28 protein-coding genes and 1 pseudogene are annotated in these 23,964 nt (G+C 56.1%); 22 read left to right on the top strand and 7 right to left on the bottom strand.

What is annotated here, in order from left to right; all coding sequences use genetic code 11:
- The first annotated feature begins 144 nt into the window (after positions 1 to 144).
- Positions 145 to 414 carry an HPr family phosphocarrier protein gene (locus tag RDQ42_RS05560; protein ID WP_054330815.1) on the top strand — a complete coding sequence of 90 codons (270 nt, stop codon included), beginning with the start codon at positions 145 to 147 and terminating at the stop codon, positions 412 to 414.
- 100 nt (positions 415 to 514) lie between these two features.
- Here RDQ42_RS05560 and RDQ42_RS05555 read toward each other — a convergent pair whose 3' ends face one another.
- Positions 515 to 1,024: a gamma carbonic anhydrase family protein gene (locus RDQ42_RS05555; RefSeq protein ID WP_054330816.1), complete on the bottom strand. Its 510-nt coding sequence runs from the start codon at positions 1,022 to 1,024 to the stop codon at positions 515 to 517.
- Between the two features lie 282 nt (positions 1,025 to 1,306).
- Between RDQ42_RS05555 and uvrC the strand changes: the two genes are divergently transcribed.
- From uvrC to RDQ42_RS05535, 4 genes are all read left to right on the top strand, one after another.
- Positions 1,307 to 3,181 carry an excinuclease ABC subunit UvrC gene (uvrC, locus tag RDQ42_RS05550; RefSeq protein WP_269215275.1) on the top strand — a complete coding sequence of 625 codons (1,875 nt, stop codon included), beginning with the start codon at positions 1,307 to 1,309 and terminating at the stop codon, positions 3,179 to 3,181.
- Positions 3,182 to 3,287: 106 nt separating this feature from the next.
- Entirely contained in the window at positions 3,288 to 3,830 is a 543-nt protein-coding gene (gene rsmD / locus RDQ42_RS05545) for a 16S rRNA (guanine(966)-N(2))-methyltransferase RsmD (RefSeq protein ID WP_231358584.1), read from the top strand.
- Entirely contained in the window at positions 3,831 to 4,334 is a 504-nt protein-coding gene (gene coaD, locus RDQ42_RS05540) for a pantetheine-phosphate adenylyltransferase (protein WP_231358583.1), read from the top strand.
- Between the two features lie 14 nt (positions 4,335 to 4,348).
- Entirely contained in the window at positions 4,349 to 4,849 is a 501-nt protein-coding gene (locus RDQ42_RS05535; RefSeq protein WP_231358582.1) for an ATPase, read from the top strand.
- Between the two features lie 44 nt (positions 4,850 to 4,893).
- On the opposite strand, the gene RDQ42_RS05530 is transcribed toward RDQ42_RS05535, so the two are convergent.
- Positions 4,894 to 5,319, bottom strand: coding sequence for an alanine racemase C-terminal domain-containing protein (locus RDQ42_RS05530; protein WP_054330819.1), 426 nt, complete (start codon positions 5,317 to 5,319; stop codon positions 4,894 to 4,896).
- Between the two features lie 61 nt (positions 5,320 to 5,380).
- A complete protein-coding gene (locus RDQ42_RS05525; RefSeq protein WP_071427289.1) occupies positions 5,381 to 6,091 on the bottom strand; it encodes an MgtC/SapB family protein in 711 nt (236 codons plus the stop codon).
- 206 nt (positions 6,092 to 6,297) lie between these two features.
- Here RDQ42_RS05525 and RDQ42_RS05520 point away from each other — a divergent pair, with 206 nt between their 5' ends.
- The gene (locus RDQ42_RS05520; protein ID WP_054330821.1) at positions 6,298 to 6,507 is read left to right on the top strand and encodes a DUF378 domain-containing protein; all 210 of its coding nucleotides are present in this window, start codon (positions 6,298 to 6,300) and stop codon (positions 6,505 to 6,507) included.
- Between the two features lie 81 nt (positions 6,508 to 6,588).
- On the opposite strand, the gene RDQ42_RS05515 is transcribed toward RDQ42_RS05520, so the two are convergent.
- The 3 genes from RDQ42_RS05515 to RDQ42_RS05505 all read right to left on the bottom strand — a co-directional run bounded on the left by RDQ42_RS05515 (position 6,589) and on the right by RDQ42_RS05505 (position 10,165).
- On the bottom strand, positions 6,589 to 8,172 hold the full coding sequence (locus tag RDQ42_RS05515; RefSeq protein WP_231358581.1) for an L-serine ammonia-lyase, iron-sulfur-dependent, subunit alpha: 1,584 nt from the start codon (positions 8,170 to 8,172) through the stop codon (positions 6,589 to 6,591).
- A 105-nt stretch (positions 8,173 to 8,277) separates the two neighbouring features.
- Positions 8,278 to 8,841, bottom strand: coding sequence for a hypothetical protein (locus RDQ42_RS05510; protein ID WP_054330824.1), 564 nt, complete (start codon positions 8,839 to 8,841; stop codon positions 8,278 to 8,280).
- Between the two features lie 121 nt (positions 8,842 to 8,962).
- Complete coding sequence (locus tag RDQ42_RS05505) at positions 8,963 to 10,165, bottom strand: acetate/propionate family kinase (RefSeq protein ID WP_054330825.1); 1,203 nt, start codon at positions 10,163 to 10,165, stop codon at positions 8,963 to 8,965.
- A gap of 207 nt (positions 10,166 to 10,372) precedes the next feature.
- Between RDQ42_RS05505 and RDQ42_RS05500 the strand changes: the two genes are divergently transcribed.
- The 5 genes from RDQ42_RS05500 to RDQ42_RS05480 all read left to right on the top strand — a co-directional run bounded on the left by RDQ42_RS05500 (position 10,373) and on the right by RDQ42_RS05480 (position 14,128).
- Positions 10,373 to 11,575 carry a nucleotidyltransferase family protein gene (locus tag RDQ42_RS05500; RefSeq protein ID WP_231358580.1) on the top strand — a complete coding sequence of 401 codons (1,203 nt, stop codon included), beginning with the start codon at positions 10,373 to 10,375 and terminating at the stop codon, positions 11,573 to 11,575.
- A 92-nt stretch (positions 11,576 to 11,667) separates the two neighbouring features.
- Positions 11,668 to 12,048: a YegP family protein gene (locus RDQ42_RS05495; protein ID WP_308588426.1), complete on the top strand. Its 381-nt coding sequence runs from the start codon at positions 11,668 to 11,670 to the stop codon at positions 12,046 to 12,048.
- Between the two features lie 47 nt (positions 12,049 to 12,095).
- Positions 12,096 to 12,983: a 4-(cytidine 5'-diphospho)-2-C-methyl-D-erythritol kinase gene (ispE, locus tag RDQ42_RS05490; RefSeq protein ID WP_071427283.1), complete on the top strand. Its 888-nt coding sequence runs from the start codon at positions 12,096 to 12,098 to the stop codon at positions 12,981 to 12,983.
- A 63-nt stretch (positions 12,984 to 13,046) separates the two neighbouring features.
- Entirely contained in the window at positions 13,047 to 13,631 is a 585-nt protein-coding gene (gene spoIIR / locus RDQ42_RS05485; RefSeq protein WP_054330829.1) for a stage II sporulation protein R, read from the top strand.
- A 209-nt stretch (positions 13,632 to 13,840) separates the two neighbouring features.
- Complete coding sequence (locus RDQ42_RS05480; RefSeq protein ID WP_231358579.1) at positions 13,841 to 14,128, top strand: hypothetical protein; 288 nt, start codon at positions 13,841 to 13,843, stop codon at positions 14,126 to 14,128.
- 367 nt (positions 14,129 to 14,495) lie between these two features.
- Here the strand turns inward: RDQ42_RS05480 and RDQ42_RS05475 are convergent.
- Positions 14,496 to 15,269: pseudogene (locus RDQ42_RS05475) on the bottom strand (EFR1 family ferrodoxin).
- 165 nt (positions 15,270 to 15,434) lie between these two features.
- Between RDQ42_RS05475 and RDQ42_RS05470 the strand changes: the two are divergent.
- The 11 genes from RDQ42_RS05470 to atpG all read left to right on the top strand — a co-directional run bounded on the left by RDQ42_RS05470 (position 15,435) and on the right by atpG (position 23,924).
- Entirely contained in the window at positions 15,435 to 15,836 is a 402-nt protein-coding gene (locus RDQ42_RS05470; RefSeq protein WP_308588424.1) for a MerR family transcriptional regulator, read from the top strand.
- Between the two features lie 283 nt (positions 15,837 to 16,119).
- Positions 16,120 to 16,524, top strand: coding sequence for an Rrf2 family transcriptional regulator (locus RDQ42_RS05465; RefSeq protein WP_054330832.1), 405 nt, complete (start codon positions 16,120 to 16,122; stop codon positions 16,522 to 16,524).
- Positions 16,525 to 16,641: 117 nt separating this feature from the next.
- A complete protein-coding gene (malQ, locus tag RDQ42_RS05460) occupies positions 16,642 to 18,138 on the top strand; it encodes a 4-alpha-glucanotransferase (protein ID WP_231358578.1) in 1,497 nt (498 codons plus the stop codon).
- A gap of 525 nt (positions 18,139 to 18,663) precedes the next feature.
- Positions 18,664 to 18,921, top strand: a complete 258-nt coding sequence (locus RDQ42_RS05455; RefSeq protein WP_231358577.1) for an AtpZ/AtpI family protein — start codon at positions 18,664 to 18,666, stop codon at positions 18,919 to 18,921.
- On the top strand, positions 18,912 to 19,292 hold the full coding sequence (locus RDQ42_RS05450) for an ATP synthase subunit I (RefSeq protein ID WP_054330835.1): 381 nt from the start codon (positions 18,912 to 18,914) through the stop codon (positions 19,290 to 19,292). Before RDQ42_RS05455 ends, RDQ42_RS05450 begins: the two co-directional genes overlap by 10 nt.
- 122 nt (positions 19,293 to 19,414) lie before the next feature.
- Positions 19,415 to 20,122 carry a F0F1 ATP synthase subunit A gene (locus RDQ42_RS05445; protein ID WP_231358575.1) on the top strand — a complete coding sequence of 236 codons (708 nt, stop codon included), beginning with the start codon at positions 19,415 to 19,417 and terminating at the stop codon, positions 20,120 to 20,122.
- A 57-nt stretch (positions 20,123 to 20,179) separates the two neighbouring features.
- Positions 20,180 to 20,434 (top strand): ATP synthase F0 subunit C, encoded by a 255-nt coding sequence (atpE, locus tag RDQ42_RS05440; RefSeq protein WP_054330836.1) that lies wholly within the window; start codon positions 20,180 to 20,182, stop codon positions 20,432 to 20,434.
- Between the two features lie 41 nt (positions 20,435 to 20,475).
- On the top strand, positions 20,476 to 20,982 hold the full coding sequence (atpF, locus tag RDQ42_RS05435) for a F0F1 ATP synthase subunit B (RefSeq protein ID WP_054330837.1): 507 nt from the start codon (positions 20,476 to 20,478) through the stop codon (positions 20,980 to 20,982).
- A complete protein-coding gene (locus RDQ42_RS05430) occupies positions 20,970 to 21,512 on the top strand; it encodes a F0F1 ATP synthase subunit delta (protein WP_071427280.1) in 543 nt (180 codons plus the stop codon). The genes atpF and RDQ42_RS05430 overlap by 13 nt, the downstream gene beginning before the upstream one ends.
- Positions 21,513 to 21,530: 18 nt before the next feature.
- Positions 21,531 to 23,045: a F0F1 ATP synthase subunit alpha gene (atpA, locus tag RDQ42_RS05425; RefSeq protein WP_231358574.1), complete on the top strand. Its 1,515-nt coding sequence runs from the start codon at positions 21,531 to 21,533 to the stop codon at positions 23,043 to 23,045.
- A gap of 21 nt (positions 23,046 to 23,066) precedes the next feature.
- Positions 23,067 to 23,924: an ATP synthase F1 subunit gamma gene (atpG, locus tag RDQ42_RS05420; protein WP_054330840.1), complete on the top strand. Its 858-nt coding sequence runs from the start codon at positions 23,067 to 23,069 to the stop codon at positions 23,922 to 23,924.
- Positions 23,925 to 23,964: the final 40 nt, after the last annotated feature.

Below are 23,964 nucleotides of genomic sequence, written 5' to 3'. Positions count from 1 at the left end.
CCTTTCGGATTGACGATCGCTTTGGATATGTTATAATGAACTTAATCAATGCAGGTTTTGGCGGGGATTTGCCCTATCAGCGAAGAAAACCGCCGTGCAGATACAATACGTCCCAAACATTACGTGTATAGGAGAGTATGAACCATGTTTGTGAAAGAAGTTTTTGTTAAGAATCAGGTCGGTTTGCACGCTCGTCCCGCTACTTTTTTCATCCAGAAAGCCAACGAGTACAAGTCCTCCATCTGGGTGGAGAAAGAGGAGCGCAGAGTCAACGCTAAGAGCCTTCTGGGCGTACTCTCCTTGGGTATTGTCGGGGGGATCACCATCCGCATCATCGCGGACGGTCCCGACGAGGAGCAGGCTGTGGAAGGCCTGGTAAAACTGGTGGATTCCGGTTTCACTGAGAACCACTAGGCTTTTTCTTACAAATTGCATGACAGGAGGGGGCTGACCATCGTCAGCCCCCTTGTTGCATATTTTGGAAAATAGCCGAATCCCCTCGGACGGATGGGAACTACTTCCCGACCTGGTGGAGAGCGGCCATCTGCCGGTACTCCTGGGCGGAGCGGCGGATGGATTCCACCTCCTCCGGGGTCAGCATCCGTTTGACTTTAGCCGGGGACCCAAGTACCAAACTCCCCGCCGGAATGACGGTGTTCTGGGTGATGAGTGCCCCGGCCCCCACCATGGAATCCCGGCCGATGACCGCCCCGTTGAGGAGGATGGCTCCCATCCCAATGAGGCAGTTGTCTTCTATGGTGCAGCCGTGGAGGATTGCCCCATGGCCCACTGTCACCCCTTCGCCTACCAGGCAGGGCATGCCTTCGTCTAGGTGAAGGACGCAGTTGTCTTGGATATTGCTGCCGGCGCCCACCTGAATGGCGGCTAAGTCGGCCCGCAGCACGGCGCCGTACCAGACGCTGGCGCCGGGGCCGACCGAGACTTTCCCCACAAGGGTGGCGTTTTCCGCCACAAAGGCGGTAGGATCGATGGAAGGGCAGTGGGAGCCAAGGGATTGTATCATACCAAAAAACTCCTTTTAGGTGGACTTTGTTTCATCATAGCAAATCGTTGGCAGGTTGGCAAGGATGGGGGCACTGCTTTTTCTCTCCGGTATTTTGTGGTACAATAGCCACAGCGAAGCTGTGGCATTCGAAGAATTGCTTGCAGGGCGAAGCCCTTTGCGGCGAGAGCCGCACCGCAATTCCTATCGTTTGTGCAGACTTTATGGTACAATGGCTTGGGATGCGCTTCATTCACCGGCAAAGGTTCGGAGTGCGGCGGCTTATGGAAAGGAGGGGAACCATTGACCGATGAAATTCTGGCCCGGCTGAAAAAGCGGGTGAAAAACCTGCCCATGCAGCCAGGTGTATATATCATGAAGGATAAATCGGGGAATATTATCTATATCGGCAAGGCGAAATCCCTAAAAAACAGGGTTTCCAGCTATTTCCGATCCATTGACAAACACCTGCCCAAGGTGTATCAGATGGTGCAGCACGTGGATGACTTTGAATACATCGTCACCGATAGCGAATTTGAAGCTTTGGTGCTGGAATGCAGCCTGATCAAATACCACACCCCAAAATACAACATCCTCCTCAAGGATGACAAGGGGTACACCTACATTAAAATTACCAATGAAGAATACCCCCGCATCGAATCGGCCAAACAGCGGCTGGACGACGGGGCAACCTATATCGGACCCTATATCTCCGGATTTGTGGTGAAACAGACGGTGGATGAGGCAAACCGGGTGTTCGCCCTGCCCTCCTGCAGCCGCAAATTCCCCCAGGAATTCGGCAAGGGAAGGCCCTGCCTCAACTTCCACATGCGCCGGTGCATGGGCCTGTGCCAAGGTAAAATCTCCAAAGAGGAGTACGCCGAGACCCTCTCCCAGGCTATGGATTTCATCAAGGGGGGCGGCAATGCCACCCTAAAAATTTTGGAGAAAAAGATGGAGGAGGCAGCGGAAAACCTGGAATTTGAAAAGGCCGCCCACTACCGGGATCGGATCAAAGCCATCCAGAAGATCAACGAGCAGCAAAAGGTGGTCTACGCCAAAGCGGTGAACCAGGATGTCCACGCCTTTGTCCAAGGCAGCGGCGACACCTGCGCCGTGGTGCTAAAATTCCGGGAGGAGCGGCTGGTGGACAAGCAGGACTTCTTCCTCGGGGAGGTGGACAGCCTCCCCGAGGCTCGCAGCGAATTCCTGGTGCGGTATTACTCGGGCAACAGCGACATCCCGCCCTTAATCGAAATCGACGACCAATATGAGGACCCGGAGCTGGTGGAGGAATACATCACCCAGCAGGCGGGGAAAAAGGTGACCCTGCACATCCCCCAGCGGGGGGAACAGCACAAACTGGTGCAGATGGCCATTACCAACGCCGCCCAGCAGATCTCCCATTTGACCGAGCAGTCCGGCCGGGATGTAGCCGCCTTGGCAGAACTGGCCAAACTGCTGGGGCTGAAGAAGCCCCCCCGGTATATTGAAGCCTACGACATCTCCAACATCGGCAGCGATACGGTGGTGGCGGGCATGGTGGTATTTGAAGGGGGAAAACCCCTCAAATCCGCTTACAAGCGGTTCAGCATCAAGACGGTCAACGGCATCGATGACTACGGCTCCATGCGGGAGGTGATCACCCGCCGGATGAAGCGGTATGAGGAGGAGAAGGAAAGCGGGGTCTCCTTTGGGCGGCTGCCCGACCTGATCCTGCTGGACGGCGGCAAAGGCCATGTGAGCGCCGTCGCCCCAGTGCTGGCCCAGTTCGGGGTGGAGATCCCCCTTTTTGGCATGGTCAAGGACGACCGCCACCGCACCCGGGCCATCGCCTTGGATGGGGGAGAGATCGCCATCGGTTCCCAGCGGGGGGCGTTCACCTTGATCTCCACCATCCAAGAGGAGGTACACCGGTTTGCCATCTCCTACAGCCGGCAGAAGCACCAGAAAGCCGGGCTGGAGCTGGCCCTCACCACGGTGGAGGGCATCGGCCCCACCCGGGCCAAGGCGCTGTTTCAGCATTTTAAAACCAAGAAGGCTATGACCGAGGCCACAGTGGAACAGCTGTGCCAGGTCAAAGGCATCAGCCGGCAAAAGGCCCAGGCGGTGTATGAATACCTCCACCCGGAGCTCTTCCCTCAAGAGGAGGAGAAAATCGCGGAGGATGGGGAGTGATTCTATCCACTTTCCCCCAACGCCGCCCTATTCCCTGCGGGGTTGACAAAAATCCCCAAACTTAGGATAATAGAACAAAGCGGATTCCCATCCGCTGGGAGGTACCATGAGAGTTATCACAGGATCTGCCCGCGGCAGAAAATTGGAAGCGCCCCAAGGGCTGGAAACCCGCCCGACTTCGGACATGGTCAAAGAGGCCATGTTCAGCATCATTCAGTTTGAAGTGGAAGAAGCCATGGTGCTGGACCTGTTTGCAGGCTCTGGCCAGCTTGGCATTGAGGCCCTGAGCCGCGGGGCGAAATTCGCGGTGTTTGTAGACGCCTCTCGGGAGGCACAGGAGGTCATCCGGGCCAACCTCCAGTCCACTGGGCTGGCGCAGAAGTCCCGGGTGGCCGCTATGGACGCCCTCGGGTTTTTGAAGTCCACCGGCGACCGGTTTTCCATCGCCCTTCTGGACCCGCCCTATCAAAAGGGCCTTTTGGATGAAGCCCTTCCCCTGTTGGCCGGCAAGATGGAGGAAGGCGGCGTCATCCTCTGCGAGAGCGAGAAGAATGAGATCCTTCCCCAGAAAGCGGGGGCTTTCGCTCTGTATAAAGAATACCGCTACGGCAAGAAAAAAATCACCGTGTATCGAAAAGAGGAAGCATAATTGGAAACGAGAATTGCGGTCTGCCCCGGCAGCTTTGACCCCATCACTTTGGGACACCTGGACATTATCCGCCGGGCGGCCACCCTGTTTGACCAGGTGATCGTCCTAGTGGTGATCAACCCCGCCAAAACCCCCAGCTTCACCCCTGAGGAACGGGTGGAGATGATCCGCAAATCGGTGGAGGGGATGCCCAACGTCAAGGTGGACGCCTATTGCGGCCTGCTCATTGACTATGTGCGGGAGAAGGGGGCGGTGGCCATTGTCAAGGGCCTTCGGGCAGTATCAGATTTTGAATACGAATTCCAGATGGCCCTCACCAACAAAAAAATGCTGCCTTATGCGGAAACCGTCTTCTTGACCACCAGCACCCAGAACATGTATCTGAGTTCCAGCCTGGTCAAGCAGGTTGCCATGTTCGACGGCGACATCACGGATTTCGTCCCCCGCGCCATTTACAATGAGGTGCGGGAGCGGCTTTGCAAAAAGCAGGGGAACCCACAATAGAAGGAGGATTTGTCATGAACATCGAAGAAATTCTGGATCAGTTGGACGATCTGCTGGACAAAGCCTGGAGCCTTCCCCTATCCGGCGGGCGCTGTGTGGTGGACGCGGAAAAGGTCCGCGACCTGCTGGACGATGTCCGGCTCAACCTGCCCACCGAGATCAAGCAGGCCAAAGCCATTGTGGTGGACCGCACCGACATCATCACCACCGCCAAACGGGAGGCGGAGGCCATCGTCCGCAAAGCGGAGGACCGCGCCCGGGCCATGATCGCCCAGGAAGAGGTGGTCAAACAGTCCCAGCTGCGGGCGGCGGAGATCATCAGCCAGGCCCAGAACAAATCCCGGGAGATGCGCCAGGCATCCCAGGAGTTTTCGGACAACCTGCTCAAGCAGACCGAAGATACCATGCTCAAAGCCCTGTCGGACATCAAGACCACCCGGCAGGCTATCAAAGGGGCCCAAAAGCAATTGCAGCAGGCTATGCAGCACCAGCAGCAACAGGGCCCCACAGAATAGAAAAAATCCCCCTCTCCCATTGGGAGAGGGGGATTTTTGCATTTTTATTCATCCAGCCGGCCCACAATTTTTCCTTTGCGGGTGTAGAACCGGGGGATGCGGGGGCTGAGGATGCTGGTCAGCTCCCCCACCGAGCCGGGATAACAGGCCGCCAGTTCATAGGACTGGAAGGAGAGGCCGCCGTCCTCGCCAAAGACGGTGACCAGGTCCCCTTCCTGGGCCTCTGGGATGTCGGTGACATCCAGCGTGGTGTAATCCATGCAGATTTTACCCAGGATGGGAACACGCTTTCCATGGAGAAGGAAGGGCACCTGCCCGGCGATGGAGCGGCGGATGCCGTCGGCAAAGCCGAGGGGGATCACTGCCATGATCTGCCGATCCGGGCCGATAAACCCACAGATGCGGCGGTAATTCTCTTCGATGGCATCCAGGGAAATCTCCATCCAAGCGCGGTCTTGTTGATATTTCATCCCTCGGTCCTCTCTTTCTAATATCGGTTGGGGAAAGGGGAACTCCCCATTCTCTATGAAATTACTCCAATTCCTCGGCAAAGGAGACCCCGGGCAGGGTGCGGATCTCCGCCAAGACCCCTGATTCGTTGCGGCCTTTGGGAAGCCGCAGGATGAGAAAAATCCCCAGGATGTCGTGGCCGTGGCCTGGGTCTTGGCCCTTTTCCACATCAATGCTGTCAATTTTGCGGTGGGACTCCTTTAAATAGGAGATCAAATCCTTGAAATAAAAGGTGTTTTTTAGCTCAATATACAAAGAGATGGTCCGGGAACGGCTGTAAAAATAATCGTCTAAGCTGCCGAGCATGGTGACCACCACAAAGATGAACCCAAAGGCGATGACAGCTGCTAGGTAAAACCCTGCCCCAATAGCCAAGCCCATACAAGCGGAGGCCCATAGCCCGGCGGCAGTGGTTAGCCCCTTAATCTGCTGCCGCCCGGTGACGATGATGGTGCCCGCCCCCAAAAAGCCGATGCCGCTGATCACCTGTGCGCCCAGCCGTCCCGGGTCCCCTGCGCCGTTGCTGACCACGGTGAACAGATACTGGTTGGTGATCATGGTGACGGAAGATCCCAAACAGACCAAGATGTGGGTCCGGAACCCGGCGGCGCGGCGTTTTTTCCCCCGCTCCATGCCGATGAGCCCGCCGCATAAAGTGGCCAACAGCAGCCGCAGAAAGATGGAGACAGGGTTCAGTTCAGCCAAGTATGCGGTAAGTTGAACAGAATCCACAGGAAATCCCCCTTACAAAATAGCAATTAAGTCTAGTATATGGAAAAATAGGGGAATTTACAAGGGAATTCTATCAATCATCAAAAAATTGGAAAATTTTATCAACGGTGTTTTTGATGGGCTGCATATTTGCCGCAACAGCCAGCCATACTAATGCTGCGTGACAGAATGGAACGCTCATCTTACCAGCAAAAGGAGCTGAAAGTATGCTGGATAAAATCGCTTTGATATTGGTGATCATCGGCGCCCTCAACTGGGGCGGCATTGGAATTTTCCAATTTGACACCGTCGCTTGGCTGTTTGGCGGCCAGGGGGCGATCATCAGCCGCATTGTATACACCTTGGTTGCGCTGGCTGGCATCTGGACGATTTCTCTGCTGTTCCGGGACCCCGAAGAGGGAGCCATCCGGGACTAATCCCATTGTGGAAATCCCGGCAGAACATTTTCCCCAAACAAAACAAGGCGGCGGCCACTAGGCCGCCGCCTTGTTTGCATCCTACAACTCCCGCAGGGAATCCAGTTTTTTCTGCCACTTTGCCTGGAGCACCTTGGCGTAAGGAGCCGCCGCAAGGCCGCCGACACAGGCGCCCCGCAGCTCGGTGGGGAGCCGTTCCTGGGTGTCCTTGAGGGCAGCGACCACGTCGTCCGGCGGCATGACGCTGCGGATGCCGGCAAGGGACATCTCCGCCGCCATCATGGCGACCGAAACCCCCATGGCGTTGCGCTTGATGCAGGGGACCTCCACCGGGCTGGCGGGCGGATCGCAGATGAGGCCCAGGGTGTTTTTGATGGCCAAAGCCGCCCCATGGGCCACTGCCTCCGGGGAACCCCCCGCCAGCCAGACGGCACCGCCTGCGGCCATGCCGGCCCCAATGCCGATCTCCGCCTGGCAGCCGCCGATGGAGCCGGAGAAGCTGCAGGTGTTGCCCACCACCATGCCCACAGCAGCTGCAACCAGGAAGGACTCCGCCAAGGCGGTTTCATCTTTGTGGAGCTGCTGGGCTACGGTGAACAGCACGCCGGGCAGGGTGCCCGCTGACCCGGAGGTGGGTACCGCCACCAAAAGCCCTGCCGAGGCGCTGATCTCCGCCATGGAGAGGGCCCGGGCAATGGCCATGGAGAAGGTCTCCCCCAGCAGGGTGCGGCCGCTTTTGGCGTAGTCGGCCATGGCCTTGCCATCGCTTCCGGTGCACAGGCCGCCGATCAATTGGTTGTTCCCCTGGATGCCCTGCACCATGGACTTTTGAATCACCCGCACCGACCGCAGGGCTTCTTCCAAAATTTCCTGACGGGTGCGGTGGCTGCGCTGCTCCTCATAGGCGTAGACGGTGTCGATGAGGGGACGGCCTTTACATAAATCCATCCACTCTTCAAAAGTGGTGAACAGCTGGGGTGCATCCCCCTTGTCCGCAAAGGGGTAGAGAGGCTCCACCCGGCGGGAGAGGATCAGGTTTTCCCTGCCGCCCAGATCGATCCACCCGGCAAGCTCGTCCTGGGAGACGGCGTCCCGGGTCTCGGCGATGAGCAGGACTTCCTTCTTGTCCGACCCAAAATACAGGTGGAACAGGTCTTTGCGCCCGGCCCGGATGGCCTCCTGGAGAACGGCGCAGTCGGTCCCTGGGCGGAATAGGAGCAGGGTGAGATAGCAGTTGCCGTCGATGTCGGTTTTCACCCCGTTGACCTGGTCAAAGACGATGTTGCCCCCGCCCACCGAGATGCCGTTGAGCAGCCAATCCACCCCGTCTACCCGGCCGGTGATCCGCATGGTGTTGCGGTCGACTTCCTCCCCTTCGATGGGCCGGCAGGCGAGGGTGATCCCCTCTTTGTCCGCCAGCTGTTTGGAGAGGTTACAGGCTTCGTCATACTCCCGTAGGCCCAGGCACCCGGCCAGCATGGCGATGTGGGTGCGGTGTCCGGGGAACATGCCCATAAAGATGGGGTGGAAGCCGAAGGTCAGTTGCCGGGGCGCGCCGCCCATGATCTGCCGGGCCAGGTACCCAATGCGGTTGGCGCCGGCGGTGTGGTTGCTGGAGGGGCCGTGCATAATCGGCCCTACCACGTCAAATAAACCCAGGCTCATAGGGGTCAACTCCTTTTGTTATGATAAAGTTCTTCAGCGGCAACGGAAAAGGGATTCCGCGGTGGATGTACCCGCCCAAAGGGGATTTTGGGTAGAATTGCCGGTTTAGTCCGCCGCTTCCTCCGAGAAGGTGACGGTCACTGCCAGGCCGGCGTTGCAGTCCACCTCCCGGAAGTTTTCCGAGAGTACCACCGACAGGCCGTTTTGATCAGTGCCAAGGCGCAGCCACAGGGGGATCTCCTTCCCCGCTGCAATGGGGGTGGGATTCGATAGGCGGGATTGCCCAGTCATGGTCGCGGCGCTGAAGTCGGCCTCGTTGGGAAAGCTGGATTTGGTGTGGCCGCTCTTTGTGATCTCGTAGAGGTCGCAGGTGGAATCGTTGACCCGGACGGCGATCCGGTGGCTGCCAGGGGAGGCGTCGCCGTAGACCTTGCCGGCGCTCCGCCACTGGCCCTCCTCATAAAACCACAGGTCATAGGAAACCGACTGGATGGGCTCCTCCACCACGTAGTCGAAGAAGGCGATCTCATCGTCTAGAATTGTCAGCACATCCCGGGTTTCCTGGGAGAAGGATGCGGGGGAGACCTCCATTTTAGCGGGAGAACCGCCGCAGGAGGATAAGGCGAGGGTTGCGGCGAGGGCCAGCAGTGCAGAGATGAACTTTTTCATGGCAGTTGCCTCCTTTACCTACGGGCTGGAAAAGACCAGCTGCCGCAAAACAAAAGGGAGGCGCAAAAGCGCCCCCCTTATACTACCCCTGTGATGCGGGGGCAATGGTCCAATGGAAAATTTACAGAGCGGAAACGATGTCCCGGGTGTCGCGGGCAATGAGCAGTTCCTCGTCGGTGGGAACAACCCAGCACTCGACCTTGGAATCGTCGGTGGAGAATTTCATCTCCTTGCGGGAAGCCTTCTCGCAGCAGTCTTTGCAGACCTTGATGCCCAGGAACTCCATGTTGGAGCAGACATTGTACCGCAGGGAAGCGTCGTTCTCGCCGATGCCGCCGGTGAAGAGGATGGCGTCCAGGCCGCCCATAGCAGCAGCAAAGCCGCCGATGTATTTCTTGATCTGGTAAGCCAGAATGTCCACGGTCAGCTGGGCTCTCTCGTTGCCCTGCTCAGCGGCGGCGATGACCTCACGCATATCGCTGGAAACGCCGGAAACACCTTCCATACCGGACTTCTTGTTGAGCATGTTGGTGACATCCTTAATGGATTTGCCCTCTTTCTCACAGATGTAGTTGAGGATGGAGGGGTCCACAGAGCCGGAACGGGTGCCCATGATCAGGCCGTCCAGGGGGGTGAAGCCCATGGTGGTGTCCACAGACTTGCCGCCGTCCACCGCGGTGATGGAGGAGCCGTTGCCCAGGTGGCAGGTGATGATCTTCAGGTCTTTGATGTCCTTGCCCATCAGCTCAGCCAGGCGGGCGGACACATAGCGGTGGCTGGTGCCGTGGAAGCCGTAACGGCGCACGCCGTATTTCTCGTAGTACTCGTAGGGGACGGGATAGGTGTAGGCTTTTGCGGGCATGGTCTGATGGAAGGCGGTGTCGAACACGCCGACCATGGGAACATCCTTGCCAAAGACAGACTGGCAGGCTTTGACCGCCTTGACGCCGGCGGGGTTGTGCAGGGGGGCCAGGTCGGAAAGGGCGTCGTAAGCGGCCAGCAGCTCATCGGTGATGGGCTCGGACTTGGTGAATTTTTCGCCGCCGTGAACCATGCGGTGGCCAACTGCGTCGATCTCTTTCAGGCTGTCTACCACTTTATACTCGCCGGTGGTGAGCAGTTCAGTCAGTTTTTCAAAAGCCTCGGTGTGGGTGGGGAAGTTGCAGTCCAGCTCAACTTTTCTTCCATCGGGCAGTTTGTGGATAATGCGGCCGTCGATGCCGATTCTCTCACAGAGGCCCTTGGCCAGGACAGACTCGTCGGACATGTCCATCAGCTGGTATTTCAGGGAAGAACTGCCTGCGTTGATAACCAATACTTTCATCGGGTGAAATCCTCCTACTATTTTTTACAATGGCGGGGTCCCCGGAAGGGGAATCCGGTCCCTGGCTTGACACCATAGGATACTATTCTATATTATTACAATACTGGGAAAAATTCAAGCGTTTCCCCTTAGCAGGGCGAAAAAAGCCCCGATTCCCCTCGGCTCCGAGGGGGCTGCACAGGCGGGGGAGAGAAGGAGGGGAGTTTCATGAGGATCGGCGGGGTGGTGGCGGAGTACAACCCGTTCCACAACGGCCACGCCTACCAGCTGATGGAGCTGCGCCGGGCTGGGGCAACCCACATCGCGGTGGTGATGAGCGGCAATTTTGTCCAGCGGGGGGAACCGGCCCTCCTGGATAAATGGACCCGGGCAGAGGCAGCCCTCCTCTGTGGGGCGGATTTAATTTTAGAACTTCCTCTTCCCTATGGGGCGGCCACGGCGGAACGGTTTGCCTTTGGGGCGGTCTCCCTCCTGGAGGGGCTGGGCTGTGTGGATCTGTTGGGGTTCGGATGCGAGTCAGGGGATCTCCCCGTCCTGCAAAGGGCGGCCCGGGCGGTAGAGGACCCGGAGGTCTATGAAGCGGTCCGGGAGAGGATGGCGGGGGGGATTTCCTTTGCCGCTGCCCGGGAAGAAGCGGTGCGGGAGCGCTGGGGAGAAGCCGGGGACGCCCTTCGCCGGCCCAACGACATCCTGGCAGTGGAGTACCTGCGCCAGCTGGGGCGGCTGGGCTCCCCCATCCGGCCGGTGGCGGTGGCCCGAAAGGGGGCCGGCCACGATGGTGGAATCGGGGAGGACGGCTTTGCCAGCGCCTCTTTCCTGCGGGCCCGGTGGGAGGATGGTCTGGAGGCGGTTCTGCCCTACCTCCCCCAGCAAGTCCACGGGGTATATAAACAGGCCAGGGCGGAGGGCCGGGTTCTGGACCGGGAACGGTGGCAGTGGATGGAGCTTTCCGGCCTGCGGGCCCTCTCCATAGAGGCGTTTGCCCAGGGGCCCGACCTCTCAGAGGGGCTGGAAAACCGGCTCTACGCCGCCTCCCGCCAGGCGGGGAATTTATCGGAGTTCTACAGCCTCTGTAAGGCCAAGCGGTATTCCCACGCCCGGATGCGAAGGCTGGCCTTGGCCGCCTTTTTGGGGGTGGAAGGGGATTTGTGCCGCCTGCCTCCGCCCTACCTGCGGGTGCTGGGCTTTAATGGGCGGGGCCGGGAGATCTTGGCAAAGGCGGCGAAAACTGCCCGGCTGCCCATCTCCCACTCCCTGGCGCGGTTGGAACAGCTGGGGGATGCAGCTGCCCGGTTTGCCGCCTTGGAGGCAAAGGCCGGGGATCAATACGCCCTTGGGTTGCAGTCCCCCCGTCCCTGCGGCTGGGAGTACACCCACAAACCGGTGATCCTGACAAAGGCAAAGGATTGAGTCCCCCCCTCAGAAAAGACCTTGTGCATTTGGTTTTTGCCCGGTATAATACAGGGTAAAGCGGCATTTTCCAGGTTGAGGGGGAGAAAAAATTGGCAAGTGGAAAATTTATCCTCAAGAAGACGGCATCCGGCGCTTACCGGTTTAACCTTCTAGCCACCAACGGACAGGTAATCGCCACCAGCGAAAACTACAAATCCCTGGAGAACTGTAAAACAGGGGTGGAAAGTGTGCGGAAAAACGCTTTGGCGGAGGTGGAGGACCAAACCTCCCAGGGGTATGAGGCAAAGGCGAACCCCAAGTTTGAAGTCTACCGGGATAGGGCGGGGGAGTACCGTTTCCGCCTTAAAGCTGTGGGCGGGGAGATCATCGCGGTGAGCGAGGGGTATAAAACCAAGGTGAGCTGCTTGGGCGGCATCCGCAGCATCGGCCGCAACGCCCCAGAGGCAGTGCTGATCCAGGTGGAGCGGTAACAGTCTGCCTGGGTGGAATAGAATATGGGTATGGGGGGAGAAAAGTGATGAAACAAGCGGTGGTTTTGGCCCCTTGCAAGGTGAATCTGACCCTGGATATCACCAGGCGGCGGTCGGACGGTTACCATGAGATGGAGATGATCCTCCTGGCGGCGGATCTCTGCGACCGGGTGACGGTGACCCTCCATTCCGGGAGGGGAATCCGGGTAGAGTGCGACGACCAGATGGTCCCCTTGGACGAGGGAAATTTGGCGGTGCGGGCGGCCCGGATTTTTTACCAGAGGACAGGGTTGCCGGCACAGGGGACGGATATCGCCATCGAAAAACGGATCCCTATGGAGGCGGGCCTCGCCGGGGGGAGCGCCGACGCGGCCGCAGTTCTGGTGGCTCTCAACGCCCTGTGTGGCACTGGGCTCCCCTTGGAGGAACTGGAGGCGATGGCACTCCCCTTGGGAGCGGACGTGCCCTTCTGCCTGCGGGGCGGGGTGGTCATCGCCCGGGGAATTGGGGAGGAATTTCGGATTCTCCCGGCGCTGCCCGACTGCTTTTTGGTCATCGCAAAACCCTGGGAAGGGGTCTCCACCGCCGCGGCTTTCCGCCGGGCAGATGAGTTGGGCATCCCCCGCCACCCCGACACCCAGCGGATGGAAATGGCTATCTGGTCCCGCAAGCTCCCCAAAATCGCCAAGCACCTGTACAATGTCTTGGAACCCGCCGCAGGTTTGCCCATCATCTCGGAACTGAAGCGGCTCCTTTTGGAGCAGGGGGCGCTGGGTGCGGTGATGACCGGTTCCGGATCGGCGGTGGTGGGGCTGTTCGAAGAGGAATCCGCCGCCCAATCTGCCCGGGAATGGTTAGCCCCCCTCTGCCAAGGGGTGTTTGTGGCCCGGCCCTGCGCCCAAGGGGCGCACTTGGTGCAATTGGATGGCCAATGAATAGAGTGCAAAATCCCGCCCATACTGTCACTGGAAACAATTGACAGGAAGGCGGGACTTTTTATGAAACGTTGGGAATGGGCGATGGCCATCGGTTTGGTGCTTTCGGTGCTGCTGAGCGGGATGACCGCTTTTGCCGGGGAGTGCCAGGAGATCCGGCAGGAGACGCTGCGGCTGCACATTTTGGCCAATTCTGATTCGGCAGAGGACCAGCAGCTGAAATTGGCGGTGCGGGATGCGGTCCTCACCCAATGGGGGAAGGAATTCTCCCGCCCCATGACCCAGGCGGAAGCCCGCGCCCTGGCCGAGGAACTGCTCCCCCAGATGGAGGAGACCGCCCGGAAGGAAATCGCCGCCCGGGGGTATTCGTACCCGGTAAAGGCAAGCTTGACCCGGATGTACTTCACCACCCGAAGCTATACCGGGTTTGCCCTGCCCGCCGGGGAATATGAGGCCATCCGGCTGGAAATCGGCGAAGGGAAGGGAAAGAACTGGTGGTGCGTCATGTTCCCGCCCCTGTGCGTCCCCGCGGCGCAGCCGCGGCAGGAGACCCCGTTGGAGGAGGAGATCTACAGCCTTGGAACCCCCACCTATGAACCCCGCTTTGCCTTAGTGGAGTGGTGGGAATCCCTGCAAAAGAACCGGTAACCTCCGGGCGGGTGCACAAATTCGAAAAAGCAGAGGATGCCGGGGGATCTTTCCCGGACATTCCGCCCTTACAATGTGGTATAATAAAAAGAGCCGCCTTATATGCGGCTCTTTTTTTGCGAAACAGGGGATGGCTGGTGCCATTGGAACTGCCGTCCCCGCACAACCCTGCCGAATATAGGTGTTAATTGAGAAAGGATGGAGTGAACATGGAGCGGATGACCAAACGCCTGGAAGGGGATCTCCCATGGGTGGATGAGGGAGCGGTACAAGCTGTGGAGGGCGGATATACCGGCCCAGCGGTGGAGAAGCTGGCCAAACTGGAAGAACTGTGTGAAATGCTGGCAGCCCAGCAGGTGCAGCTCTCCGGGGAGCTGGAAACCCTGCGCAGGGCAGGGAAGGCAAAATCCCACAAATTTAACGAGCTGTTGGGGAAAAAGCTGACCAACAGCTACTTCCTGGGCCTTTTAAAGGTGTATGGGCTGGATGGGGAATAGCACTGCCCCAGAAATTCGGCGCCGATGATTAGATGGGTTGATAAGTATTCCAAAATGATGTCATTGGCGTACGGAGCATTTGTGGTTATGGTACCATACAGACAAACATCCGCTTGATATGCAGCGCGAATTTGGCCATACTCCTCACTGATCGCCTGCACAGATGGCATTCCCATAAACGGGCCGGCAATTTTGCCATGCAGGGCATTCAATTTGTGTGCTCCCTCTTATAAACATTCGCAGAGGATCTCATAAATATCATCTCTGCTCAATTCGCGGGGATTGCACTTGATGATATTGCAGGTATCCGCTACCTGGCGCAGCACTTGGGGAGCAGTCTCCACTTTGGATTCCAGCTGGCTCATTTTTAATGAGATATATCTTGGGAATTGGCCTGAATGATTTCCTCCAAAGAGATGTGCTCATTGCGGTAGCGGGCCTGGGGGTTCTTCTCCTGGACCGTCAGCTGAATGGCTTTGTGGGGGCAGGCATGGACACAGGCCAGACACGTTTGACAATGTCCAGGCGTATGCCCCGCCTTGCCATTCACCATATGGATAGAGCCGGAGGGGCACACCTTCTCACAAATCCCACAACCCACGCAGCTTTCCGTCATGCGCAATAGGTGTTGCCATGTGTCTGGTGGCATCTGGCTCATGCGGTCCAGGAACTCTTGGTGGGCTGCCCGGTCCCGATCGGTCACAGGAGAAATCCAATGTCGGCGGATTTTTATATCCGCCAAGATATGGGCCAGTTGATTCTCCACCTGTTTATCCAGCAGCATTTGTTCCCCCATGTCAAAACTGGGCAGTCAATTATCTACCATCAGCACCACATTGATATAGGCTACCGGAATGCCGCATTGCCGGCAAAGCTGATGGGCCAGTTCGGCGGCACCGCCATGCCGGTTTCCATAAGTAAGGATCATGTAGAAATACTCTGTTTGGAAAGTTGCCTTTTTCAAGAACTCCTTCACCATAGGAGGCACTTCGTGGCCATAGACAGGAGCAACCACACCGATGGCATCTGCTGCAAAGGCCATGTTCTCTTGCCGCATTACCTGTGGAATGCTGATGGGGCTCCCCTCCAGTTGTTTTGCCACATACAGGCTGTTGCCAGTTCCCGTAAAATAGAAAACCATAAATCTATCTCCTTTCTTCCAAAAACTTGCAGCGCAAGTGAATTTCTGCTATAATCGGGTGGATTCAATCGATTGTTACCATCGATTATAAATTCCGATTGTTACAATCGGTCAAGAGGTTTTTCAAAAAAACTTGAATTTTCTGTGAAGAAGCTGGAGGCTACCATGATTTACACCATGATGCAGGTCTGCAAGGAGGCAGACCTAACATATCAGGCCCTAAAGTTCTACTGCAATGTAGGGCTGATTCCCAATGTCAAACGGGATAAAAACAACCGGCGCATCTTTGATGAAAAGGATTTGAAGTGGATTAAGGATCTCGTTTGCTTAAAGAAGTGTGGCATGAGCATACAGGAAATGAAATCATACCTGGATTTGTGTTTGAAAGGGCCGTCCTCCATCCCGCAAAGAAAGGTGATGCTCGCCCAAAAACAAGAATTGCTCCGCCAGTCAATCCGGGAACTGGAGGATAGTGTTGCCTATATCGACTGGAAACAGAATTTCTATGATGAGGTGCTCTCTGGGAAGCGTCCTTATGTGAGCAATCTCATCTATGTAGAAGAATAAAGATGCACAGGAAATGTTTTCGGGAATAAATAAAAAGATATAAACAGATGCAATGCTGAAAAGGAGAAGCCAAGCTTCTCCTTTTTTCCTTTTAGAGAAGAGAGGACCGTTATGGCGCGATGGCGAAGGACGCGGATATACAGAACAGCCCTAAGAGGGGGGATGGTTCGTTTTGGCAGAAAAGGGAATCCCATCCCCCACGCTTGACAAACGCAGAAAAGAACCGTATACTTAAGTAAAGCTACTGAATCAGTATAGAATCCCAATTAAAGGAGCTACTGCAATGCATATTACGCTGGAGACCGACTATGCAGTGCGCATTGTCTACTGCTTGGCAATCAACCGGGAAAGAAAACGGATGGACGCCAAGACAATCGCGGAACAGACGGGGGTAACCCTGCGTTTCTCTCTAAAAATTCTGCGCAAGTTGGTGGCCTGCGGTATTGTGCGGTCTTTCAAAGGGACCCAAGGTGGGTATGAGTTGGCCAAGCCATTGGAGGAAATCACCCTCAACGATGTGATTGAAACAGTGGAAGGGCCCTATGCTCTCAGCCGCTGCCTCAACCCGGAGTTCTGTTGCCCCCGCAATGGAGATGGCATGTGCAAATTCCACGCCATCTACGACGACATTTCAGAGATGGTGCGGGAAAAGCTGAAAGCGGTACGCTTTTCCGATTTGGTGAAATAAATCCGCCGTTGTTTTGGCAAAAGGGTGCTCATTGGAGCGCCCTTTTTCTGTGTTTTAGGTGCAAATGGAGCCAGAATCCAGTATAATGGAATCATTCCAATGGAAGGAGGGGGCGCTATGGCCCGCGCTGCCGGCATTTTGCTGCACATCACATCCCTGCCATCCCCCTATGGGGTTGGCACCCTGGGCCGGGAGGCCTGCCGTTTCTTGGATTTCCTGGAGCGCTGCGGGGTGAAGGTTTGGCAGATCCTCCCCTGGGGGCCCACTGGCTATGGGGATTCCCCCTATCAGTCCTTCTCCACTTTTGCGGGAAATCCCTATCTCATCGACCTGGAAGAATTGGCTGAGGAGGGCCTGCTGGAAAAAGAAGCCCTCGCCGCCATCGACTGGGGGGAGGACCCCGGCAGAGTGGATTATGAGAAGCTGTTTGCCCACCGGTTTGCGGTGTTGGAAGAGGCTTTTTCCCAGGGATTTGACCCGAGCGAGGAGGGATATCGCTCCTTCTGCCAAGAGCAGGCCCACTGGCTGCCTGATTACGCCCTCTTTATGTCCATCAAGGAACAGTATAGCCAGCGGCCTTGGTGGGAGTGGCCCCGCCCCCTGCGGCTGCGGGAGGCGGCAGAGCTTGCGGATTTTGCCCAGGAACACCGAGGACGGATCGCCTTTTGGCAGTTTGTGCAATACCTCTTTTACCGCCAGTGGAGGGAGATGAGAGCCTACGCTGCCGCCCGCGGGGTGAAAATCCTGGGGGATTTGCCCATCTATGTGGCACGGGACAGCGCCGACGTCTGGGCCCGGCCAGAGCTTTTTCTCCTGGATGGGGAAGGGTTCCCCACCGAGGTGGCTGGGGTGCCGCCGGATGGGTTCTCCGCCGACGGGCAGCTCTGGGGGAATCCTCTGTACCGCTGGGACGTGCTGGAGGCGGAGGGGTTCGCCTGGTGGATCAGGCGGATCCAGGGGGCTTATGCTTTCTGCGACACCCTGCGGATGGACCACTTCCGGGGGTTTGAGGCTTATTATGCCATCCCGGCAGGAAATGCCACCGCCGCCGGCGGGGAATGGAGGCCCGGCCCTGGGCTCAAGCTTTTCCAAGCGTTGCAGGATGCCCTGGGGGAGCTGCCTATCGTCGCCGAAGACCTGGGCTTTTTGACCCCTGCTGTCCACCGGCTTCTCCAAGAGACGGGCTTCCCTGGTATGAAGGTGCTTCAGTTCGCTTTTGAGCCCTGGGGGGACAGCATTTACCTCCCCCACAAATACACCTCTGACTGTGTGGTTTACACCGGCACCCACGACAACGACACCAGCACGAGCTTTTTACAGGGAGGAGGCCCCCAAGCCGCTTTCTGCCGCGAGTATTTGGGGGCGGGGGAGGAGGCCGGTTCCTGGGCGCTGATCCGGGCAGCTTGGCAAAGTGCAGGGGATTTGGCCATCGCCCCGATGCAGGATTTCCTGGCCTTAGGCAGGGAGGCTCGGATGAATACCCCCTCCACTATAGGTGGCAATTGGCAGTGGCGCCTCCTGCCAGGGCAGCTGACCGATGACCTGGCCCTGCGTATCCGCTGGATGGGGAGGCTCTATGGCAGGGATGAAGGAAAAACGGAGGATTGGAAGTAAAAATTCAATGATTTGTTAACGAAATTGTCATATTTCTCCTGGGGAATTGTGCTATAATAAACGCAAATCCTTTTTCAAAATGTCCCAAAGCTGGAAATACCCCAGAATCCAGGGCAACATGGCCTCAAAAATATGAGGAGGAAAATTCATAGAAAAACGAACTGTCCCCGGAGATTGGAGCGTTGGTGCAGTGCGTTGGCAGTCCAGGTCCCTTGGGGCTTGGTAGTGCGCGCGCCTCTAAGCGGGGGAGTTTTTCCATCTGCAAGGCTCAGCGCAAGCTGGGCTTTTTCTGTTACCCAAGGCGAAGATGCAGCCTGTGCAGAAGTTGCTTTCAGATTGGAGGGTGGAGGGGGAACCGGCAGGCGGCTTTGTGCTCTGGGTGGAAAAGCGAAACCCCCAAATATCCAAAAAATTCGTGGGCCGATAAGTTTTTGTCAAGATTATGGGAATCGTAAAATAATCTTGCAATTTCCACTAAAAATATAGTATAATATTTTAAGTAATACCAAAGGAGAACAAGAAGCAATGTCCAATCAGAATAAGATGGTCAGGGCCTTAAAAAACCTGGCGTATGTGACGGAACTAGGCTTTTTACTTGTAATTCCGTTGGTACTTTTGTTGTTTTTGGCCAATTTCCTGCAATCCCGGTTTGGGTGGGGCCAATGGACCACAATGGCTGGCCTCCTGCTGGGAATTTTGTGCGGAGTGGCCAATTTTTGGAGTTTTGCCAAATACTGGACCCGTGAAGCCAAGAAAAATGAGGACGAAAATCTATGGAAGTAGTGCTTCAGGAGGCCCGCTTTGTAACAAAAGGGGTGGCCGTCTGTTCTTTTTTGTTCTTGGCGGCTTCTTTGCTGTTTGATTTTTTCAGCCTTCCCCTCCTGTGGGGGGCGGTTTTAGGAGGGGCCTATGCAGTGGCAAACTTCCTGTTGATCGGGTATTCGGTTCAGGAGAGTTTGACCAAAACGCCGGAGAAGGCCAAGGGGTATATGTCCCGGCAGTACTATCTTCGTCTAGCGTTGACAGCATTGGTGCTGTTTTTGGCCATCCAGGTGGATTTCATCAACCCTTGGGGGGTGATTCCGGCACTGTTTTACCCCAAAATTTCTATCTATGCCCGCAGTGTCTATCAATACGCCACTCGCGACCGGTAGCGGCCGGCATCCTTTTTGTTAGAATCGGCATAGGCCGGTTTTATAAATTCTATCAGGATTCCATCTCTTTGTGAAACCAAATGGAAACACTGGGCATCAATCAAGAAAGGAGGCGAGAAAAGTTGAATATCACCGGTCCAAAGGTAATTTTCACCATTCCAGTTCTGGGTGGGATCCCCATCTCGGAAACGGTGGTGAACTCCTGGATTGTCATGGCAATTCTGGTGATCGGGAGCATGCTCCTTACAAGGAACCTTCAGAAGGTGCCGAAGGGGGCGCAGGTCCTGGTGGAAAAGGTTGTTGAGACCTTATACAGCTTTGTGGAAAGCACCATGGGCAAGGACAAAGTGTTTTTTGCACCTTACATAGGCACCCTGTTCCTGTTTTCCTTCTTCAGCAACATGCTGGGGCTGTTTGGTCTGCGGGCTCCCACAGCCGACATCAATACCACGGCTTGCTGGGCATTCATCGAGTTTATGCTGGTGCAGATTTTCAGCATCAAGCGCAAGGGTGTTATCGGCAGGATTAAAGGTCTATGCGATCCGCCCATTGTCACCCCGCTAAACTTGATCAGTGAGTTTTCTACACCAGTTTCGATGGCATTCCGTCACTTCGGCAATATTGCCGCCGGTTTGATCATCACCACCCTTTTGTACGGCGCCTTGACAGGGCTCACCCATATGGTGTTTGGCGCCAACTTCCAAATTCCGATCCTCGCGATCGGCCTGCCTGCTGTGCTTTCAGTCTACTTTGACCTGTTTACTGCATTTATGCAGGCGTTCATCATCAGCATGCTCACCATGGTATTCACTTCCATGGCGATGGATTAACTCTGATTGCCTCAGAGCAAAGGAATTATGTTTTTATATTAAAGGAGGATTTTTCTCATGGAAAGAGCTATCGTACTTGCCGCTTCCGCCATTGGCGCTGGTATCGCAATGATCGCAGGTTTTGGTCCTGGTATTGGCCAGGGTTATGCAGCCGGTAAAGGCGCTGAAGCCGTCGGCCGTCAGCCCGAAGCCCAGTCCACCATCACCACCACCATGCTGCTCGGTATCGCTTGTGCTGAGTCCACTGGTATTTACTCCCTGGTCGTTGCTATGATCCTGATCTTTATGAACCCCCTGGTGAACATGCTGTAAGAAGCAACCCCACTTGGAACTTCATGAAAGGAGGATAAAGCATGACTATGCCATTTCTTTCGATTGATTGGACCTTGGTTGTTCAGTTGATCAATACCGGTATCCTCTTTCTTCTATTGTCAAAGTTTCTCTTCAAACCCGTCAAAGCAATGATTGACTCCCGGGAAGCCGAGGTCTCCAAGATGTATGAAGATGCAAGCGCCGCCAAAGAGCAGGCTGACCGCCTCCAGGCGGAGTACGCCGCCAGCATTTCCGGTGCCAAGGAGGAAGCCAATCAGATCGTCAAGGACGCCCAGAAGAGAGCACAGATGCGCTCCGATGAGATCCTGACCGACGCCCAGACCAAAGCCTCAGCGATGATGACCAAGGCCGAGGAGGAGATCGCTAGAGAGAAGAAGAAGGCTGTCAATGAGATCAAGGATGAGATCTCTGACCTGGCTGTGATGATCGCCACCAAAGTGGTGGGCAAAGACCTTAACACCCAGGACCATGAGCAGCTTATCCAGGAGTTTATCGACGGCGCAGGTGATTTGTCATGGAAGGAATAGTAGCACAAAGATACGCCGCTTCTCTATTTGAGGTCGGTGTGGAGCAAAACTGCCTGGACAGCTTCCTGGAGGAGATGACCGCCCTCAATGAGGTCTTTACCCAGAATGAAGAGTTGGTCAAGCTGCTGCACACCCCCACGGTCTCCAAAGAGGAGAAATTGGAACTGGTTGAGAACATCTTCGGGGGCAAAGTGTCCCAATATGTGCTCAACTTCTTAAAAATTATGACCGAAAAGGGCCGGATGGATCAAATCTTCGGGGTGTACAACCAGTTTAAGCTGTTGTACAACAAGGAGAAAAACATCCAGGAGATCACCGCGGTGACCGCCATCCCCTTGCAAGGTCCTTTGTTTGACAAACTGAAAGAGAAGCTGGAACAGGTGACCGGGAAACAGGTAATCCTAACCAACCAGGTGGACCCTTCCATTTTGGGCGGCGTGATTATCCGGATGCAGGACGACCAGGTCGACGCATCGGTCAAGACCCGCCTGGAAGACCTGAAACAGCACATTTCTGCAATTATTGCGTAAAGGAAAGTTGGTGAGACCATGCAGTTGCGCCCTGAAGAAATCAGCGCGATTATCAAGGAGCAGATAAAGAACTATCACTCCCAAATAGAGCTCAACGATGTCGGCACCGTTGTGGAAATCGGCGACGGTATCGCAACCATACATGGACTGGAAAAATGTATGGCCAACGAGCTGCTGGAATTTGAAGGCGGCATTTATGCGATGGCACTCAACCTGGAAGAAGACAGCGTCGGCGCGGTTATGCTTGGCTCTGATGAAGACATCAAAGAAGGCGATACCGTTAAGAGAACTGGGAAGATTGTATCCGTCCCGGTCGGCGAGGAACTTCTTGGCAGAGTTGTAAATGCACTGGGCCAGCCCATTGACGGCAAAGGCCCCATCGCTTCGGACAACTTTATGCCCATCGAGGCAGTTGCCCCTGGTATTATTGAGCGTAAATCCGTATTTGAACCCCTGGAAACCGGCATCAAGGCCATCGACGCCATGATCCCCATCGGCCGCGGCCAGCGTGAGCTGATCATCGGCGACCGCCAGACCGGTAAAACCGCCATTGCCCTGGACACCATTGTCAACCAGAAGGGCAAAGACGTCATCTGTATCTACGTTGCCATCGGCCAGAAGCGGTCCACCGTAGCCCGCGTGGTCAGTACTCTGGAGAAGACTGGCGCAATGGACTACTCTATTGTCGTAGCCGCTACCGCTTCTGAGCTGGCCCCCCTGCAGTACATAGCTCCCTATGCAGGCTGCACCATGGCGGAGTTCTTCATGCACAAGGGCAAACACGTCCTCATCATCTATGATGACCTGTCCAAACACGCGGTCTCTTACCGCGCCATGTCCCTGTTGCTGAAGCGTCCTCCGGGGCGTGAAGCTTACCCCGGCGACGTCTTCTACATCCACTCCCGCCTGCTGGAGCGCGCGGCGAAGCTCTCTGATGAAAAAGGCGGCGGTTCCATCACCGCGCTGCCCATTATCGAGACCCAGGCCGGTGACGTTTCTGCATATATCCCCACAAACGTCATCTCCATCACCGACGGCCAGATCTTCCTGGAAACCGAGTTGTTTGCCGCCGGTGTCCGCCCCGCTGTTAACCCGGGTATTTCGGTATCCCGTGTCGGCGGCAGCGCCCAGATCAAGGCCATCAAAAAGGTTGCCGGTTCGCTGAAACTGATCTACTCCCAGTATCGTGAGCTGCAGGCATTCAGCCAGTTTGGCTCCGATCTGGATGACGATACCAAAGCCCGTCTGGCACAGGGCGAGCGGGTGGTTGAGGTTTTGAAACAGGGCCAGAACAGCCCCCTGACCATCGAGCATCAGGTTATCATCATCTTCGCGGTGGTCAACAACTTCCTCACCAATATCAAGGTCGAGGACATTGCCCGGTTCCAGGATGAGCTGTTCGAATTCATCGACAACACCCATCCCGAGATCATCGAAAGCATCCATACAACCAAGGATCTGAAACCGGAAAACGCCGAGGCGATTAAAGCTGCAATCAATGAATTCAAAGGGAAGTTTGTGGCATCCAAATAATGGAGGGAGGTAGTATATCCGATGGCAGGCGCTAACACAAAGGATATCAAGCGGCGCATCAAAAGCGTCGAAAGCACCATGCAGATTACAAAAGCAATGGAGCTTGTCGCTTCCTCTAAATTGAGAAAAGCCAAAGAGCGGGTAGAAACTGCCCGGCCTTTCTTCACCATGTTGTATGACACCATGCGGGATGCTGCGATCTCCAACCGCGACTTCTCCTCCGCCTACGTTGCAAAACGGGAAGTGAAGAAGAGCGCGTTTGTGGTCATCGCCGGCGACCGCGGTCTGGCTGGCGGATACAATGCCAATGTGCTGAAATACGCCACCCAGCTGATGGAAGGTAAGAATGCCCTCGTCATCCCCATTGGTAAAAAAGTCGGCGAGTATTTCTCCCGCCGCGGCTACGAACTTCACACCGAAAAATACCATGAGGCGGAAGGGCTTTATCTGGAAGATGCTTATGACATTGCCCAGATGCTCACCGCTATGTACCGGGCAGGCAAAATTGATGAGATCCGCATCGTGTACACCAAGTTTGTATCGATGCTGACCCAGACTCCCGACGATCTGAAGGCGCTCCCCCTGAACTTTAGCGAGGAGCTGACCGAGAAACCCGCCGCGAAAGAGACTTTGTACGATCCTTCGATGGTGGAAGTCCTGGATGTGGTCGTACCCCAGTATGTGGGCGGCCTCATCTACGGCGCGGTCACCGAATCCTTCGCTTCGGAGCAGGGTGCCCGCCGCACCGCCATGGAGGCGGCCAGCGACAACGCTGACACCATGATCTCTGATTTGAACCTGAAGTTCAACCGTGCAAGACAAGCTGCCATTACCCAGGAGCTGACCGAGATCGTCTCGGGCGCAAACGCCCTGCAGTAATGTGCTTCCCATTTGGTCCCGTTCCCCTTCCGGCGCGGGA

Source organism: uncultured Merdimmobilis sp., from assembly GCF_902471145.1.
Taxonomy (GTDB): Bacteria; Bacillota; Clostridia; order Oscillospirales; family Ruminococcaceae; genus Merdimmobilis; species Merdimmobilis hominis.
Note: the sequence above shows the minus strand (reverse complement) of the source record. Positions and strands in the feature narration are given on the sequence as shown.